11 protein-coding genes, 2 tRNA genes and 1 rRNA gene are annotated in these 17,356 nt (G+C 54.7%); 4 read left to right on the forward strand and 10 right to left on the reverse strand.

What is annotated here, in order from left to right:
- The 3 genes from KW829_RS22610 to dnaQ all read right to left on the reverse strand — a co-directional run.
- Positions 1 to 7,214: Ig-like domain-containing protein (locus KW829_RS22610; RefSeq protein ID WP_218309136.1), on the reverse strand; the 7,214-nt coding region annotated here is incomplete at its 3' end.
- Between the two features lie 468 nt (positions 7,215 to 7,682).
- Positions 7,683 to 7,759, reverse strand: a tRNA-Asp gene (locus KW829_RS22615).
- Between the two features lie 132 nt (positions 7,760 to 7,891).
- Positions 7,892 to 8,623: a DNA polymerase III subunit epsilon gene (gene dnaQ / locus KW829_RS22620; protein WP_172411142.1), complete on the reverse strand. Its 732-nt coding sequence runs from the start codon at positions 8,621 to 8,623 to the stop codon at positions 7,892 to 7,894.
- A gap of 64 nt (positions 8,624 to 8,687) precedes the next feature.
- On the opposite strand from dnaQ, the gene rnhA reads away from it, so the two are divergent.
- Positions 8,688 to 9,155, forward strand: a complete 468-nt coding sequence (gene rnhA, locus KW829_RS22625; protein ID WP_010426635.1) for a ribonuclease HI — start codon at positions 8,688 to 8,690, stop codon at positions 9,153 to 9,155.
- Here rnhA and KW829_RS22630 read toward each other — a convergent pair whose 3' ends face one another.
- Positions 9,156 to 9,872 carry a class I SAM-dependent methyltransferase gene (locus KW829_RS22630; protein WP_010426636.1) on the reverse strand — a complete coding sequence of 239 codons (717 nt, stop codon included), beginning with the start codon at positions 9,870 to 9,872 and terminating at the stop codon, positions 9,156 to 9,158.
- 32 nt (positions 9,873 to 9,904) lie between these two features.
- Here KW829_RS22630 and gloB point away from each other — a divergent pair, with 32 nt between their 5' ends.
- Together gloB and mltD are read left to right on the forward strand one after the other, a co-directional pair.
- The gene (gloB, locus tag KW829_RS22635; protein ID WP_218309138.1) at positions 9,905 to 10,663 is read left to right on the forward strand and encodes a hydroxyacylglutathione hydrolase; all 759 of its coding nucleotides are present in this window, start codon (positions 9,905 to 9,907) and stop codon (positions 10,661 to 10,663) included.
- 68 nt (positions 10,664 to 10,731) lie between these two features.
- The gene (gene mltD / locus KW829_RS22640; RefSeq protein WP_089600679.1) at positions 10,732 to 12,096 is read left to right on the forward strand and encodes a murein transglycosylase D; all 1,365 of its coding nucleotides are present in this window, start codon (positions 10,732 to 10,734) and stop codon (positions 12,094 to 12,096) included.
- 53 nt (positions 12,097 to 12,149) lie between these two features.
- Here the strand turns inward: mltD and KW829_RS22645 are convergent, their stop codons facing one another.
- The 3 genes from KW829_RS22645 to KW829_RS22655 form a co-directional block, all read right to left on the reverse strand.
- A complete protein-coding gene (locus tag KW829_RS22645) occupies positions 12,150 to 12,926 on the reverse strand; it encodes a class I SAM-dependent methyltransferase (protein ID WP_172701841.1) in 777 nt (258 codons plus the stop codon).
- A gap of 77 nt (positions 12,927 to 13,003) precedes the next feature.
- Positions 13,004 to 13,804 (reverse strand): endonuclease/exonuclease/phosphatase family protein, encoded by an 801-nt coding sequence (locus tag KW829_RS22650; RefSeq protein WP_042717509.1) that lies wholly within the window; start codon positions 13,802 to 13,804, stop codon positions 13,004 to 13,006.
- 138 nt (positions 13,805 to 13,942) lie between these two features.
- On the reverse strand, positions 13,943 to 15,118 hold the full coding sequence (locus KW829_RS22655; RefSeq protein WP_120159483.1) for an MFS transporter: 1,176 nt from the start codon (positions 15,116 to 15,118) through the stop codon (positions 13,943 to 13,945).
- A gap of 104 nt (positions 15,119 to 15,222) precedes the next feature.
- Here KW829_RS22655 and yafC point away from each other — a divergent pair, with 104 nt between their 5' ends.
- Positions 15,223 to 16,137, forward strand: a complete 915-nt coding sequence (gene yafC / locus KW829_RS22660; RefSeq protein ID WP_218309140.1) for a DNA-binding transcriptional regulator YafC — start codon at positions 15,223 to 15,225, stop codon at positions 16,135 to 16,137.
- A 22-nt stretch (positions 16,138 to 16,159) separates the two neighbouring features.
- Here the strand turns inward: yafC and dkgB are convergent, their stop codons facing one another.
- The 3 genes from dkgB to rrf all read right to left on the reverse strand — a co-directional run.
- Positions 16,160 to 16,963: a 2,5-didehydrogluconate reductase DkgB gene (gene dkgB, locus KW829_RS22665; protein ID WP_010426653.1), complete on the reverse strand. Its 804-nt coding sequence runs from the start codon at positions 16,961 to 16,963 to the stop codon at positions 16,160 to 16,162.
- A 163-nt stretch (positions 16,964 to 17,126) separates the two neighbouring features.
- Positions 17,127 to 17,203, reverse strand: a tRNA-Asp gene (locus KW829_RS22670).
- Positions 17,204 to 17,258: 55 nt separating this feature from the next.
- Positions 17,259 to 17,356, reverse strand: a 5S ribosomal RNA gene (gene rrf, locus KW829_RS22675); the annotation flags it as partial.

Here is a 17,356-nt window from a genome sequence, read left to right on the forward strand (position 1 = left end):
GTGGTGTCGCCGCTCACGACCGGGCCCTGGTAGGCGCCGACGTTGTCGGTGACCAGCAGGTCAGAGGCCGCGTCCGGTGCTTTTGTATCCACCACGATACCGAAGCCGCCGGTTGGCTCACTGGTGCGTCCCACGCCGTCGGTGACGGTGGCGGTGAAGCTGTGGTTGCCGTCAGCCAGCGCCGTATCCGGCGTGAAGCTCCAGCTGCCGTTGCTGCCCACGGTGGCGGTGCCGATCAGGCGACCGTTATCGTAGATGCTGATGGTGCCGCCGATCACGCCGCTGCTGCCGCTCAGGGTCGGGGTGGTGTCGTTGGTGACGTCACCCTTCTGCAGGTAGTCGGCGTGCGGTGCCACGTCGTCATACACGGTGTCCAGCGTCGGCGCCTGCGGCGGCACGGTGGCCACGTTGATGACGTATTCCGCGGACGGACCGGAGACGTTGCCCACGCCGTCGGTCTCTTTCGCCGTCAGGGTGTATTTGCCGTCCGGCAGCGGGGTGGTCGGTTCGAGGGACCAGGTGCCGTCTGCCTGTACCTTCGCGGTGCCAATCACCTTGTCGCCGTTGTACACGGTGATGGTGTTGCCTGGCTCTGCGCCGGTACCCTTGATCAGCGGACGGTTATCGTCGGTTTCCCCGCCGGAAGCCACCACGCCTGACGCTTTCACGTCGTCGTAGACTTCGGTAATAGCCAGCTTGCTCGCATCCGGGGCGGTGTAGTCCAGGGTCAGGACGAAGTCGTCTGAATCTGCACTGGTGTTGCCCGCCTTGTCCGTCGCCGTCACGTGGAAGCGGTGCTCGCCTTCCGGCAGTTTCGCGACCGGTGAGAAGCTCCAGGTGCCGTCGGCCTTCGCCGTCACTTCGCCCAGCAGGCCGTTCTGATCGTAGATCTTCACGGTGCTGCCCGCTTCCGCCTTGCCGCTCAGGGTTGGCGTCGGGTCGTCGGTGCTGCTGCCGTTAGACAGGGTGCCCTGTACGGTGCCCACGTCATCCAGCGCCGCGTCGATGGTCGGTTTCACCGGCGCATCGGTATCGATGGTCACGGTCCAGCTGCTGCTGCTTGACTCGTTGCCCATCGGATCCTTCGCCGTGGCGGTGAAGCTGTGCTCGCCGCGACCCAGATCCACGCTCGGCGTGAAGCTCCAGGTGCCGTCCGCGCCCGCGGTGGTGGTGCCCAGCACGTTGCTGCCGTCCATGATGGTTACGGTGCTGCCCGCCTTCGCCGTGCCGCTGATCTGCGGACGGGTATCGTCGGTGACCGCGTTCTGGGACAGGCTGCCGGTCACGCTGCCGACGTCGTCGGTCACGCCGGTGATTTCCACCTTGCCCGGGACCACGTCAACGGTGATGACCACGTGTGACCCTTCCGGTCCGGTGTTGCCTGACGGATCGGTCACGGTGGTGGTCAGGTCATGCTCGCCGTTGGAGAGCGCCTGATCCGGGGTGAAGCTCCAGCTACCGTCCGGGTTCACCTTCGTGGAGCCGATAACCTGGCCGTTGTCGATGATGTTCACCGTGCTGCCCGGCTCGGCCTTGCCGCTCAGGGTCGGGGTGTTGTCATCAGTGGTGTCGCCGCTCACGACCGGGCCCTGGTAGGCGCCGACGTTGTCGGTGACCAGCAGGTCAGAGGCCGCGTCCGGTGCTTTTGTATCCACCACGATACCGAAGCCGCCGGTTGGCTCACTGGTGCGTCCCACGCCGTCGGTGACGGTGGCGGTGAAGCTGTGGTTGCCGTCAGCCAGCGCCGTATCCGGCGTGAAGCTCCAGCTGCCGTTGCTGCCCACGGTGGCGGTGCCAATCAGGCGACCGTTATCGTAGATGCTGATGGTGCCGCCGATCACGCCGCTGCTGCCGCTCAGGGTCGGGGTGGTGTCGTTGGTGACGTCACCCTTCTGCAGGTAGTCGGCGTGCGGTGCCACGTCGTCATACACGGTGTCCAGCGTCGGCGCCTGCGGCGGCACGGTGGCCACGTTGATGACGTATTCCGCGGACGGACCGGAGACGTTGCCCACGCCGTCGGTCTCTTTCGCCGTCAGGGTGTATTTGCCGTCCGGCAGCGGGGTGGTCGGTTCGAGGGACCAGGTGCCGTCTGCCTGTACCTTCGCGGTGCCAATCACCTTGTCGCCGTTGTACACGGTGATGGTGTTGCCTGGCTCTGCGCCGGTACCCTTGATCAGCGGACGGTTATCGTCAGTTTCCCCGCCGGAAGCCACCACGCCTGACGCTTTCACGTCGTCATAGACTTCGGTGATAACCACTTTACTGGCGTCTGGCGCGGTATAGTCGGTGATCAGCACAAAGTCATCTGATTCCGGACTGGTGTTACCCGCCTCATCGGTTGCGGTGGTGGTGATATGGTGCTCGCCTTCCGGCAGCGCTGTGGTTGGCGTGAACTGCCAGCCACCATTCTCATCCACAACAGTGGAGCCAATCAGCTCGCCGTTGTCATAAATATCAACACGGCTGCCCGGCTCTGCGGAACCTTTGAAGGTTGGGTTCGCGTCATCGGTGGTGCTGCCGCTGCTGAGATCGCCACGGCTGGAGCCCACGTCATCTGTCGCAAGGCCCACGACCGGTTTTTCCGGTGCCACGGTATCTACCGTGATATCGAAGGCTGGAGACGTAACGTCGTTACCCGCCGGGTCTTTGGACACTACGGTCAGGCTGTGGTCGCCCTCAGCAAGATCCTGATCTGGGGTGAACGTCCAGTTGCCATCCGGATCTACAACGGTAGAGCCCAGAACGTCGTCGCCATCTTTAATGGTCACGGTGCTGCCTGGCTTGCCTTTACCGCCCAGTTCCGGACGCGCATCATCGGTCACGTTGCCTGGCTTCAGGTTACCCACGATCGGCCCCTGATCGTCCACCACTTCACCTACGGTGACCTGGTTTGGATCCGGATCGACGGTGAAGGAGATGCCCGGAGACGGTTCACTGGTGTTGCCTGACGGATCGGTGACCGTGGTGGTGAGTTCATGGTCACCTTTATCCAGCGGTTTGTCCGGCGTATAGGACCACTTGCCTTCGTCATCAACGATAACGGAGCCAATCTTCTCGTCGTTGTCGTAGATATCAACAACGCTGCCCGGCTCGGCTTCGCCGCTCAGGGTTGGAGACTGGTCGTCGGTGGTGTCACCCTCGCCTACCGGTCCCTGTTTGTCGCCCACGTTATCATCAAGGATGATATTGTCCGCCGGAGCCGGTGCCGTGGTGTCGATAACAATCGGGAAGCTGCCGCTGGTGCGCGCGTTGCCTGCCGCGTCGGTCGCGGTGACGGTGAAGGTGTGCTTGCCATCAGCCAGCGCGGTGTCCGGCGTGAACGTCCACTTGCCGTTGCTGTCCGCGGTGACGGAGCCAATCACTTTACCGTTGTCGAGAATAGACACGGTATCGCCCGGCGCAGCGCTGCCGCTCAGGGTTGGAGTGGTGTCGTTGGTGGATTCGCCTTTCTGCAGCGGACCAACGTGCGGCTCTGAGTTGTCCACCACGCTGTTGATGGACGGCTCGGTGCTGACCGGGATCAAAACGGTAATGTCGTAAGACGGTGCTTCACCCGCAACACGGTTGCCTACTGCGTCCTGAGTTTCGAGCGTCAGCTTATTCAGCCCTTCCACCAGCGGAGTATCCAGCGCCAGCGTCCAGTTGCCTTCGCTATCAACCACGGCTGAGCCCAGCAGGTGTTTGCCGTTTGCATCCGTGCTGTAGACGAATACGGTGCTGCCCGCTTCGCCGATACCGTTGATAACCGGCTTGCTGTCGTCGGTAACCTCGCCGCTGGCGATATTACCCTGACGGCCGCCGACGTCATCCATCACGGAGGTAATGTTCAGTACATCGCTGGTTGCCGCAGGTGGCGTATAGTCCGTCACCAGCACAAAATCATCAGACTCAGGGCTGGTGTTGCCCGCCTCATCCGTTGCGGTGGTGGTGATATGGTGCTCACCCTCTGGCAGCGGCGTGGTCGGCGTAAACTGCCATGCGCCTTTATCATCAGCAACCGTCGAACCGATATGCTCACCATTGTCGTAAATATCGACACGGCTGCCCGGCTCTGCGGAACCGTTGAAGGTTGGGTTCGCGTCGTCGGTGGTGCTGCCATTGCTCAGATCGCCGCGGATAGTGCCCACGTCATCCGTTGCAGATCCCAGCACTGGTTTTTCCGGTGCGGTCGCATCGACGGTGATATCGAAGGACGGTGAAGTCACCTCGTTACCCGCCGGATCTTTGGACACCACGGTCAGGCTGTGATCGCCGTCAGCCAGATCCTGATCTGGCGTGAACGTCCAGTTGCCATCCGGATCTACAACGGTGGAGCCCAGAACGTCGTCGCCATCTTTAATGGTCACGGTGCTGCCTGGCTTGCCTTTACCGCCCAGTTCCGGACGCACATCATCCGTCACGTTGCCTGGTTTCAGGTTACCCACGATCGGGCCCTGATCGTCCACCACTTCACCTACGGTGACCTGGTTTGGATCCGGATCGACGGTGAAGGAGATGCCCGGAGACGGTTCACTGGTGTTACCTGACGGATCGGTGACCGTGGTGGTGAGTTCATGGTCACCTTTATCCAGCGGTTTGTCCGGCGTATAGGTCCATTTGCCTTCGTCATCAACGATAACGGAGCCAATCTTCTCGTCGTTGTCGTAGATATCAACAACGCTGCCCGGCTCGGCTTCGCCGCTCAGGGTTGGAGACTGGTCGTCGGTGGTGTCACCCTCGCCTACCGGACCTTGTTTGTCGCCCACGTTATCATCAAGGATGATATTGTCCGCCGGAGCCGGTGCCGTGGTGTCGATAACAATCGGGAAGCTGCCGCTGGTGCGCGCGTTGCCTGCCGCGTCGGTCGCGGTGACGGTGAAGGTGTGCTTGCCGTCAGCCAGCGCGGTGTCCGGCGTGAACGTCCACTTGCCGTTGCTGTCCGCGGTGACGGAGCCAATCACTTTACCGTTGTCGAGAATAGACACGGTATCGCCCGGCGCAGCGCTGCCGCTCAGGGTCGGGGTAGTGTCGTTGGTGGATTCGCCTTTCTGCAGCGGGCCAACGTGCGGCTCTGAGTTGTCCACCACGCTGTTGATGGACGGATTGGTGCTGACTGGGATCAGAAGATTGATGTCGTAAGACGGCGCATCGCCAGCAACGCGGTTACCCGCCGGATCCTGCGTCTCCAGGGTCAGCTTGTTCAGACCTTCCGTCAGCGGAGTTGATGGCGTCAGGCTCCAGGTACCATCGCTGCCCACAACCGCTGAACCAATCAGGTGTTTACCGGATGAGTCGGTGGTGTAGACGAATACGGTGTTGCCTGCTTCGCCGATACCGCTAATGAGCGGTTTGCTGTCATCGGTGATTTCACCGCTGGCAACGTTGCCCTGACGATCGCCCACGTCATCCGCTACGGCAGTAATTTTCAGAACATTTGCTGAAGCATCAGGCGCGGTAGTGTCAACTTCAAACTCCAGCGCTTCCGAGGGATCGCTGGTGTTGCCCGCCTTATCCGTTTGCGTAACAGTGATGCTGTGGTCGCCTTCGCCCAGCGGTTTCTCTGGTGTCAGCGTCCAGTTGCCTTCATCGTCAATGACGGCAGAGCCCAGAACCTCGTCACCATCATAAATGGTCACGGTATCGCCAGGTTCACCTTTACCGCTGAATACCGGACGCGTTTCGTCAGTGACGTCACCGCCTTTCAGCTGACCGGTAATCGGACCGGTATTATCCTCGGCATCAACCATATCCGGTTTTGCTGGCGGCGTAGTGTCAACAATGATCTGGATAGGATCGGAAGGCTCGCCGACATTACCCAGCGGATCTTCCTCAATCACCTCAACATTGTGCTCACCCTCGCTGAGATCTTTCTCAGGCGTGTAAGTCCATTTCCCTTCGTCGTCGACGATAACCGAGCCGATCTCTTTATCGTTATCTTTGATAACGATGGTATTGCCCGGCGTGCCTTCCCCACTGAAGGACGGCTTGCTGTCATCAGTCACGTCGCCTGGCTTAAGGGGACCCGTTACCGGACCCGTATTGTCATTAACTTCAGGCGTTTCTGCTTTCCCAGGAGGTTCGGTCAGAACAATGAATTCACGTTCATCTGAAGGCTTGCTGACGTTGCCCGCTTTATCCGTCTGGCTGACCGTAATGCTGTGGTTGCCGTCCGCCAGGTTTTCGGAAGGTTTGAAATACCAACGTCCATCGTCGTTGACCGTGGTTTCGCCGATCTTTTTACCGTTATCGTAAATAGTAATCGTCGCGCCCGCTTCACCGGTGCCGCTCATTTCCGGTTTTGGATCGTCGGTGTAGGTGTCGTCAAGAATTTCGCCGGTGACTTTACCCACCTTATCCATGATGTGTTCAATCGTTGGCGCATCTGGCGCAACGGTATCTACAACGATAGTGATCGGGTCAGAAGGTGGGCTTTTGTTTCCGTCAGGATCTTCAACCACAACGGAGAGGTCATGTTCGCCGTCGCTCAGCGGTTTGTCTGGCGTATAGCTCCACTCGCCTTCGTCATCGACGATGACAGACCCGATTTCCTTATCATTATCGATGATATGGATGGTATCGCCCGGATTTCCTTTCCCCGTCAAAGACGGTTTGGTGTCATCGGTCACGTCACCTGATTTCAGAGGGCCTTTGATAGAGCCTTCATCATCAATTGTCTGGCCAATACTCGGCTTTTCAGGTGTCGCGTGCTTGTCGCCATCTTCGTCATCGAGTTCGGACAGAGCAAAAGCCGCCCCTACGCCCGCCGCCGCAAGCGCAAACCATCCCAGCATGCCGAACAGCATGTCGTTGTCGTCATCAGGAGCCGTCAGAATTGGGCCACCAGCACCTAACGGATCGCCGCCCAAGGCAACCGGAGACATGCTGCCATCCGCAATGAGATAGCCAGTATCGTAGCTTTCGCCTGACACGGGAATATAGGCATACAGAAGTCCATCTTCTGCCATACCCATCAGCGTTGGGTTATTTTTATCACCATCGAAGTAATCCTCAATGATGATGCTAGGCTGTGTGTCCCCTTCCTGAATAATATGTAATGCTTTACCTACACGTTGAAGGGTAATATTTTCTGGTGCGAAGTCGTCATTGACGTTCTTCAGCAGATACTTATTGCCGGCGATCAGCTTTATCTTAACCGTCCGGCCTGCGTCCGCTGTCAACAACCGAGTTTTTCCGTCTCCGCTGTTCACTGCTAAAATGACTTTACTTTCCGTCATATAAAAGTCCTTGGTGAATTTCACTCGCTAAATTAAGGACATATAAGCACTTCTGTGATTACATCCTTTACTGCTTTGCACTTATGTCTTCCATACATAATTCATGTCTATTGGGTTCATTGACATGATGCTTAAAAATATCATGTCTGGTTTCTTTATATGATTAGGAAAAAACCACACAGAAATATACGCAGCACTAGGAATAGTTAACACCGGACAGGGAATTAATGAGAGGGTATGAAATAATAAAAGGAGCGAGAATTAATCGTAATTAACTTACACCAAAATAAAACAGAAATAAAAGTAATATATTAAAAATATAAAGATATCTTATTAAATAAGAGAAAAAGTAAGGGACGTGGTATGTCGAACCACTGCGGAAGTGGCAAGGGTGGAGACTGAAGAGGAAATGCATCGGAATGCAGAAATGAAAAAGGCCCACGTTATAAATAACGTGGGCCTGAATAGTGGCGGAACGGACGGGACTCGAACCCGCGACCCCCTGCGTGACAGGCAGGTATTCTAACCGACTGAACTACCGCTCCACTGTTCCCGCTTGGGGAACGAGGCGCATATTACGGTTTGCCTCTGGACTCGTCAACGCTTTTTCTCACGTTTTGAATCGTTTGCTGCAAAAATCACCCAAGCGGTGATTTAACAAACGTTTCGCCCCCTTTTCAGGCGCGCCACATGCAGCTTCCGCCCTTCTTCTGCACCAGATCGAGACGGGATTCATGGTTAAGCAGCTCTTCATCGCTGGCTAAAACAACCCGCAAACGACTCGCCTGACGCACAACGCGCTGAATGCCCCCTGCGTCCCGCGTCTGCTGGGACTCATTTTCCATACTGAATTTCATCGACGTCTGACCGCCGGTCATCGTCAGATAAACATCCGCCAGAATCTGGGCATCGAGCAATGCGCCGTGCAGCGTTCGCTTAGTGTTGTCTATTTCATAGCGCGAGCAGAGTGCATCGAGGCTGTTACGCTTGCCGGGAAACATCTTCCTCGCCAGCGCCAGACTGTCCGTGACTTTACAGAACGTGTTGGTCTTCGGAATATCACGATTAAGCTTGCTGAATTCATAATCCATAAAGCCGATATCGAACGATGCGTTATGGATGACGAGTTCTGCACCTTTGATGTACTCAAGGAATTCATCCGCGACATCTGCAAAGGTCGGTTTATCCAGCAAGAACTCATCCGCAATACCGTGAACGCCGAACGCTTCCGGGTCCACCAGCCGGTCAGGTTTGAGGTAAACGTGAAAGTTGTTGCCCGTTAGACGACGGTTCACCACTTCAACAGCACCGATCTCGATGATCTTGTGCCCTTCATAGTGTGCGCCGATCTGGTTCATACCGGTGGTTTCGGTATCAAGAACAATCTGGCGAGTAATTGCAGTGCTCATAGCGGTCATTTATGTCAGACTTATCGTTTAACTGAACGTTTCGAATACAGGAAGTCTACCAGAGATGCGTAAACAGGTAGAAATTTTCACCGATGGATCTTGCCTCGGCAATCCGGGCCCGGGCGGTTATGGCGCGATTATGCGTTATCGCCAGCACGAAAAAACTTTTAGTGAAGGCTATTTTCTCACCACCAACAACCGCATGGAGTTGATGGCGGCCATTGTGGCGCTGGAAGCCTTAAAGGAACATTGCGACGTGGTGCTGAGCACCGACAGCCAATACGTGCGCCAGGGCATCACACAGTGGATCCATAACTGGAAAAAGCGCGGCTGGAAAACGGCAGATAAAAAACCGGTCAAGAATGTCGACCTCTGGAAGCGTCTGGATGCGGCCTTAGGCCAGCACCAAATCAAGTGGGAATGGGTAAAAGGCCACGCAGGTCACCCTGAGAACGAACGCTGCGACGAACTGGCTCGTGCGGCTGCGTCCAATCCCGCGCATGAGGATGCGGGCTACCAGCCTGAATCCTGATCAGGGCTTTCGATACTGCCGCGTGGCGCCGACGGTCTGACGAATTTGCGTTTTCGATTTGCTTTGCTTCATCGGATTCAGCGTCAAAGGGATTGTTCGCTTACGCGCCACGATAAACTGCATACAGCCCAGGGCGGGCAAATGGGTACTCAACACAACGCCCCCCTGCCGTGACCAGGGCAGTACCTGAAATCCCCCGTAGCCGAGCACCTCAAAGTTAAGCAGTGAAAGCCAGTCCAGCTGGCGCATCATCGTGAACATGCGGCTGTTATATGGCGGGGTGCGGCGTAAAACCGGGACGAGCTTGCGCAGACCCATCAGGCTCAGTGGATTGAAACCGCTGAGTATTAGCCAGCCATCATCAATCAGCACACGGTCAGCTTCGCGCAGCAGGCGATGGGGATCGCTGCACCAGGGCAACGTATGCGCCAGCAGACAAGCATCAACGGATTTTTCGGCAAAAGGTAAATGCAGCGGGTCTGCTTTCACCTGAACAGGCAATCCCGCGAGCGAAACGTTGACCTGATGCGAGATAGCGCAGCTTTCGGTATTGATTTCCGCGCTGAGATTGCCAATCTTAAGCAGGTGAAAGCCATACATTTTCGCGAGCCACGGCTTAAGCTGCTGTTCTAACGCCTCGCGATAGTACTCACCCCAGGGCAGGTCAGCCCAACGTTCCGGTGCTGCGACAGTCTGAGGTATCCTTGCCGGTTTCATCAACACATCCGCCACGCAGTTAGAGGTAATGTATGAATCTTATCAGTATTCCAGCCTTTCAGGACAATTACATCTGGGTATTAGTCGATGACGATCGCAGATGTATCATTGTCGATCCGGGTGAATCCGCGCCGGTTTTGCAGGCAATCGAAGAAAATGGCTGGCATCCCCAGGCCATCCTTCTTACTCATCACCATAACGATCACGTGGGCGGCGTTCCCGATCTTGTGGCGGCCTTCCCGCATCTTGTGGTGTATGGACCGGCTGAAACACAAGATAAGGGTACGACGCAAGTAGTCGAAGAAGGCGAAAATATCCTCATACTGGGATACGAATTTTCCGTATTTGCTACGTCAGGTCACACTTCTGGACATCTGTGTTTCTACAGAAAACCTTATCTATTTTGTGGCGATACACTCTTTTCAGGCGGCTGTGGAAGGCTGTTCGAAGGGACGCCAACCCAGATGTATCAGTCATTACAAAAAATTAACGCATTGCCCGATGATACCCTCATTTGCTGCGCACATGAGTATACATTAGGAAATATGAAGTTTGCCGCGAGCATTTTGCCGGACGATCTGGCGATTTTAGATTATTACCAGAAAGTGAAGGAGTTACGTGCAAAAAACCAAAACACACTACCCGTTATTCTGAAAAACGAGCGAGAAATAAATTTATTTTTACGAACTGATGATATTGATTTAATTAATAAAATTAACCAAGAAACAAAGTTGCAACAACCAGAGCAGCGTTTTGCATGGTTAAGGTCAAAGAAAGATAACTTCAGATAATTGCGGGTTGCCTTTTCAAAATTTCGCCGTTATCATCGCTCGTCTTTTAAGCAACTATTGACACACACATGAAGGCAAAAGCGATATTACTCGCCTCTGTCCTGCTTGTAGGTTGCCAGTCGCAAAATGGCAGCAACGTACAACAGCACGCACAGAGCCTTTCTGCAGCTGGTCAAGGGGAAGCAGGGAAGTTTACAAGTCAGGCGCGCTGGTTGGACGATGGGACAACTTTCGCGCAGGAACAAGACTTGTGGGCCTCTATTGGCGACGAGCTAAAGATGGGAATTCCGGAAAACAGCCGGATTCGCGAACAGAAGCAGAAGTATTTAAGAAATAAGAGCTATCTCCACGATGTAACGTTACGGGCAGAGCCGTATATGTACTGGATAGCCGGGCAAGTTAAGAAACGTAACATGCCTATGGAGCTGGTACTCCTACCCATAGTGGAGAGCGCTTTTGACCCACACGCAACGTCTGGCGCCAATGCCGCAGGCATTTGGCAGATCATTCCGAGCACTGGGCGCAATTATGGTTTGAAACAGACCCGCAGCTATGATGCGCGTCGTGATGTTGTCGCTTCAACGACAGCCGCTCTCGACATGATGGAACGTCTGAACAAGATGTTTGACGGTGACTGGTTGTTAACGGTCGCAGCGTATAACAGCGGCGAAGGTCGTGTACTGAAGGCAATGAAAGCGAACAGAGCGCGTGGTAAATCTACCGATTTCTGGTCGCTCTCACTGCCACAGGAAACCAAGGTTTACGTACCGAAGATGCTGGCCCTGAGCGATATTCTCAAGAACAGCAAGCGTTACGGTGTGCAACTGCCAACACCAGACGAAAGTCGTGCACTGGCGCGCGTTCGCCTCAGCAGCCCGGTTGATATTCAACAGGTTGCCGATATGACGGGTATGTCGGTCAGTAAACTGAAAACCTTTAATGCAGGCGTTAAAGGCTCAACCCTGGGAGCAAATGGCCCACGGTATGTGATGGTTCCGCAGAAGCATGCTGAACAATTACGTGAGTCTCTGGCTTCTGGTGAGATTGCCGCCGTTCAGTCTACGCTGATCGCCGATACCTCTCCCGTTTCCAGCCGTAGCTACAAGGTGCGTTCAGGTGATACGCTTTCGGGCATTGCATCACGTCTTGGCGTGAATGCGAAAGATCTGCAGCAGTGGAATAACCTGCGCAGCTCCGGTCTGAAAGTGGGTCAAACTCTGACGGTGGGTGCGGGTAGCAGCGCACAGCGTCTTGCCCGGAACAGCGACAGTATTACCTATCGCGTTCGTAAGGGTGATTCGCTGTCCAGTATCGCAAAACGTCACGGCGTGAACATCAAAGATGTGATGCGCTGGAATAATGATACTGACAATTTGCAACCAGGTGACCAGCTAACGCTGTTTGTGAAAAACAGCGCGACGCCAGATTCCTGATGAGACATTCCTGATATAAAAAGGCACCGATTCCCCTCGGTGCCTTTTTTGTTTTAACCCGCCTTTTGCGCTTCAGCCATAATGGTGTCGCTGGTGAACGAGCCATCTTCCTGCAGTTCAAAGTAAGCCTTCACTTCCGCAGATGCGCTTTCCTGATATATACGAATCGCCCGGCTCAGCGCTTCCGGTGTGCGCATACGTGCGATCCAGGCGTCATATTCCAGTGGCAAGCGGTCTGTTATCAGTGAGCGGGAAATCAACCCGGCCTCCGTTATCAGCGATAACCATTGACCGCTGGAGTAGTTCTGCACGTGAGAAGTATCGCGCAGCGCTTCAACCGTTTGCAGCCAGATATCCCGCACTGGATGACCCGGAGACATGACGTCCATAATGATGAGGACGCCCCCCGGCTTCAATACGCGCTTCACTTCCCGTAAGGCCTGGCCGACATCATGCCAGTGGTGGGCGGAGTAGCGGCTAATGACCACATCAAACGACGCATCGTCGAAAGGCAACGATTCGGCGTAGCCCTGGCGCGTAGCCACGTTGCTCAGCCCTTTGGCTTTTGCAGCTTCTGCGACCACCTCGAGCATCTGGCTGGATAAATCATACGCGGTCACCTGTGCCACCTGCTGTGCGGCCGTAAAGCTGGCATGCCCTGCTCCACACCCTAAATCCAGCACGTGTGCCTGTGGGAATGCTGCCAGACGCTCCCCGAGACGCACCAGATCGCGCCCAGACGCATGCACGGCGCTGCTCAGATAAGCACTTGCCTGAGAACCAAACTGTTTTTCTACGTTGTCATGATGGGTGTGTGTTGTTGTTGTCATCGTACTGTCCTTTTGTTGGTTAAAAAGTAAAGGGCAGCACCCGCAGAGGCCTGCCCCACGGCAGACCTGACGCACCATTATTTATCAGGTTTGCCGGGACTGAATTCAACGAGTAGAGGATTGTGATCGGAAGCGCGCGTCACCAGAACGGAGGCATCATGCACATTCAAACCACGATAGAAGACAAAATCGAGAGGACGACCAAACGCTTTCTTGCGCTGATCGTCGCTAAAGCGGACCTCACGCAGCGACATTTCGCGCGCAAAGCGGTACAACGCATTCATGCGCGGGCGGCTCCAGGCATTAAAGTCCCCGGCCATAATGATCGGCCCGCTGTGATGGGCTATCTGATCGCCAATTGGGAGTAACTGCTTACTATACACATCCACCCCCAGGCTAAAATTCACCGCATGGATGTTTACCACCATCAACAGGCGCGTATCCGGTAACGGATAGACCGTCACCAGCGCCGACTTGGCCAGGCGCAAAATCGGCTCACGTTCACGCAGCGGGCAGCAATAGACCGGATGCGCGGCTGACAGAGTCATCACCCCAGAGGGGTGCTGCGGTAAGACGAACGCAGGGACCTGATCGGCGGCAAGATAGTTAGTCGTTGCAAACCTGACCAACTCCGGCGTGGTTTGTGCCTCTTGCAAGAGAACCAGATGCGCATCTTTACCGAAATTCTTCAGTACGGACAACCACTCCGCGCGCTGCTGCTTGAAGATGTTCCAGACCAGTACCCGGATTTTTTCGTCACTGCTTAAGGGTGTACCGGCTGGCAATGCCTGGCTAAGGCTCGCAAACGACCCCGGAGGCAAGATCCTCTCCGCGGGCATTCCGGCAACATAACGCATGGCATAGGTATTTTTTCGCACTTTTGGAAACGGCCTCTATAACGTGAACCAGCCCGGAAAAACGGACTGGTTCTAATGTTATAGGGATTTTAGGTCACACTTTCAACGCAATTACTGAGAAACCGCTTTCCAGTTTTGTAAGCAAGCACTTACTGCTACTCACCCAAGCGCCACGCGAGCCGGTTTATCAAGCCTTCCACTGAGGCCAATCAGCAGGAAAGCGACAAGTACAATGACCGCACCAATCCACGGCGTTTGGGTTAACCCGAAGTGTTCTACGGTTTGTCCGCCTACGATGGAACCGATCGCGATACCAATATTGAATGCGGCAATGTTCAGGCCCGATGCAACATCTACCGCATTTGGCGTATACAGTTCGGCCTTTTGCACCACGTACACCTGCAAGCCCGGCACGTTACCAAAGGCGAAGATCCCCATAACCAGCACGGTGATCAGCGCGGCGTACTGAATCGATGCGGTGAACTGGAAAATCATCAGCAGTACAACCAACGCTGCGAAGATAAATTTAAGAGCCGGTACCGCACCATGCTTATCCGCAAGTTTGCCGCCCCAGATGTTACCAATCGCGACAGAAATACCGTAGCCCAGCAAAATCCAGCTTACCGCCGTTGGGGAGAAGCCCGCCAGATCCTGCATCATGGGTGCCAGGAAGGTGAAAGCAGTGAACACGCCACCATAGCCAAGAGCCGTAACGGCGTAAATGATCAGCAGACGCGGATGCGTGAGCACCTTAAACTGATCGCTCAGGCTTGCGCTCACGCGGCCAGGGATATTGGATGGCACCAACAGCATACTGGCAACCAGGGCAATCACGCCCAGCAGTGATACGGCCAGGAAAGTTTCACGCCAGCCAAAATGTTGGCCAATAAAGGTACCTAACGGCACCCCAGTGACCAACGCAACGGTTAACCCACCAAACATGATGGCGATAGCGGATGCGGCTTTCTCTTTAGGCACCAGGCTGGTTGCAATGGTTGAACCGATGGAGAAGAACACGCCATGCGCGAGGCCGGTCAGCAGGCGGGCAATCACCAGCGTGGTGTAGTCCGGCGCCTGCCAGGCCAGCAGGTTGCCAGCGGTGAAGAGCACCATCAGGGCAACTAACAGCTGTTTACGCGGGAAACGCCCTGTCAGCGCGGTCAGTACAGGTGCACCAACAGCAACACCCAACGCATAGATTGACACCAGTAAGCCCGCTGAAGGGAGCGAGATGGCAAGTTGATTAGCGATGGTAGGAACCAGTCCGACAATAACGAACTCGGTCGTGCCTATCGCAAAGGCACTGATCGTGAGGGCAAGTAGCGCCAGTGGCATAAAATACTCCGTCTTTACAGGATTAAGATGACAGGAAGTATGCGCCAGTGCTTAAATAACAAAAATGGTCAGAATATCAATTGAATTTTGCAGGTGGTGCAACAATGAAAGCAACCTCGGAAGAGCTAACAATCTTTGTCGCCGTCGTCGAGAGCGGTAGCTTTAGCCGCGCAGCGGAACAGCTGGGTCAGGCAAATTCCGCGATCAGTCGCTCGGTGAAAAAGCTGGAGATGAAGCTTGGGGTGAGCTTGCTCAACCGAACAACACGACAGCTGAGCCTCACTGAAGAAGGTGAGCGTTATTTCCGCCGCGTGCAGTCTGTCCTGCAGGAGATGGCCGCAGCGGAGACAGAGATTATGGAATCGCGCAGCACACCGCGTGGATTGCTGCGTATCGATGCGGCAACACCTGTGATTCTGCATTTTCTGATGCCGCTGATCAAGCCCTTCCGCGAACGTTATCCAGAGATGACGTTATCGCTGGTCTCCTCCGAAACCTTTATCAATCTTATTGAACGCAAAGTTGATGTCGCGATCCGGGCGGGAACCCTGACTGATTCAAGCTTACGTGCTCGCCCCCTCTTTGCCAGCTACCGTAAAATCATCGCGTCGCCGCAATATATTGCTGAGCATGGAAAGCCCGAAACGGTAGAAGAGCTGGCGCAACACCTGTGTCTGGGCTTTACGGAACCGGTGTCGCTAAATACCTGGCCTGTCGCCTGTCATGATGGTCAGCTTCATGAAATTACCTGCGGATTATCCTCAAACAGCGGGGAAACGCTAAAACAGCTGTGCCTTACCGGAAATGGTATCGCCTGTTTGTCTGATTACATGATTGATAAAGAGATCGACCGCGGAGAGCTTGTGGAGCTGATGGCAGATAAACGTCTGCCGGTAGAGATGCCTTTTAGCGCGGTTTATTACAGCGACAGAGCCGTCAGTACACGTATTCGTGCCTTTATCGACTTCCTGAGCGAACATATAAAAACAGCTCCCGAAGGAGCTGTGCGAGGGTTTTAGAATACAGAGGGTTGGGTCAATATTAATCCCAGTTCGGCGCTAACCCTTCCGGGCTCACCAGACGATCGTTGCAATCCAGTGCCGCGATCGCTTTTTTATCATCTTCGTCCAGCTGGAGATCCAGTGCTAACAGGTTGCTTGCCAGGTTTTCACGCTTGGTTGAGGACGGGATCACGGCATAACCTTCACCCATTGCCCATGCCAGGATCACCTGGGCCGCTGTCGCGTTGTGTTTCTCCGCGATACGGGTAATCACCTCATCTTTCAGCGCTTTACCGTAGGCCAGCGTCATGTAAGAAGTAATATGGATACCGTGCTGTTTTGCCCAGTCCACCACTTTGCGGTTTTGCAGGTATGGGGACAGTTCAATTTGGTTGGTCGCAATATTTTCTGCGCCAACAGCAGCAATCGCTTTTTCCATCAACGGGATAGTAAAGTTGGAGATACCAATTTCACGTGTTAAGCCCTGCTTTTTCGCTTCCAGCAGCGCCTGCATGAATTCTTCCACCGAGACGGCATCATTCGGTGATGGCCAGTGAACCAGCGTCAGGTCCACATAGTCAGTACGCAGTTTTTTCAGGCTCTCTTTCAGGCTTGGGATCAACTTATCTTTACTGAGATTCTCAATCCAGATCTTGGTGGTGATGAAAAGGTCGCTGCGCGGTACGCCGCTCTCTTCGAGCGCCTGGCCTACAGCCGCTTCGTTTTCATAAATCTGCGCCGTATCAACGGTGCGATAACCAAGTTCAAGTGCAGTTTTTACAGATGCAATTACTACGTCGTCTTTCAGGCGGAAAGTGCCCAGACCAAATGCAGGGATAGTCATGTTATTCCTCGTTAATCATTATGTTCGTAAACTGAGGAAGATTATGGCGGGTAGTGTTATGAAGAAAAAGAGCGCAGAAAGCAGAGGATTTTTGCTAATTTCGCAATAATTAAACGGCAGATAAGAAAAAAGCCCTGAGCGTTAGCTCAGGGCTTTTAATAAGTGGCGGAACGGACGGGACTCGAACCCGCGACCCCCTGCGTGACAGGCAGGTATTCTAACCGACTGAACTACCGCTCCACCGAAGACTGCTTGTAACCACCGGATAATGCACCGGCTTACTACTTAATTTGATGCCTGGCAGTTCCCTACTCTCACATGGGGAGACCCCACACTACCATCGGCGCTACGGCGTTTCACTTCTGAGTTCGGCATGGGGTCAGGTGGGACCAC

It is taken from the genome of Enterobacter sp. ENT02 (genome assembly GCF_019219165.1).
Taxonomy (GTDB): Bacteria; Pseudomonadota; Gammaproteobacteria; order Enterobacterales; family Enterobacteriaceae; genus Enterobacter; species Enterobacter mori.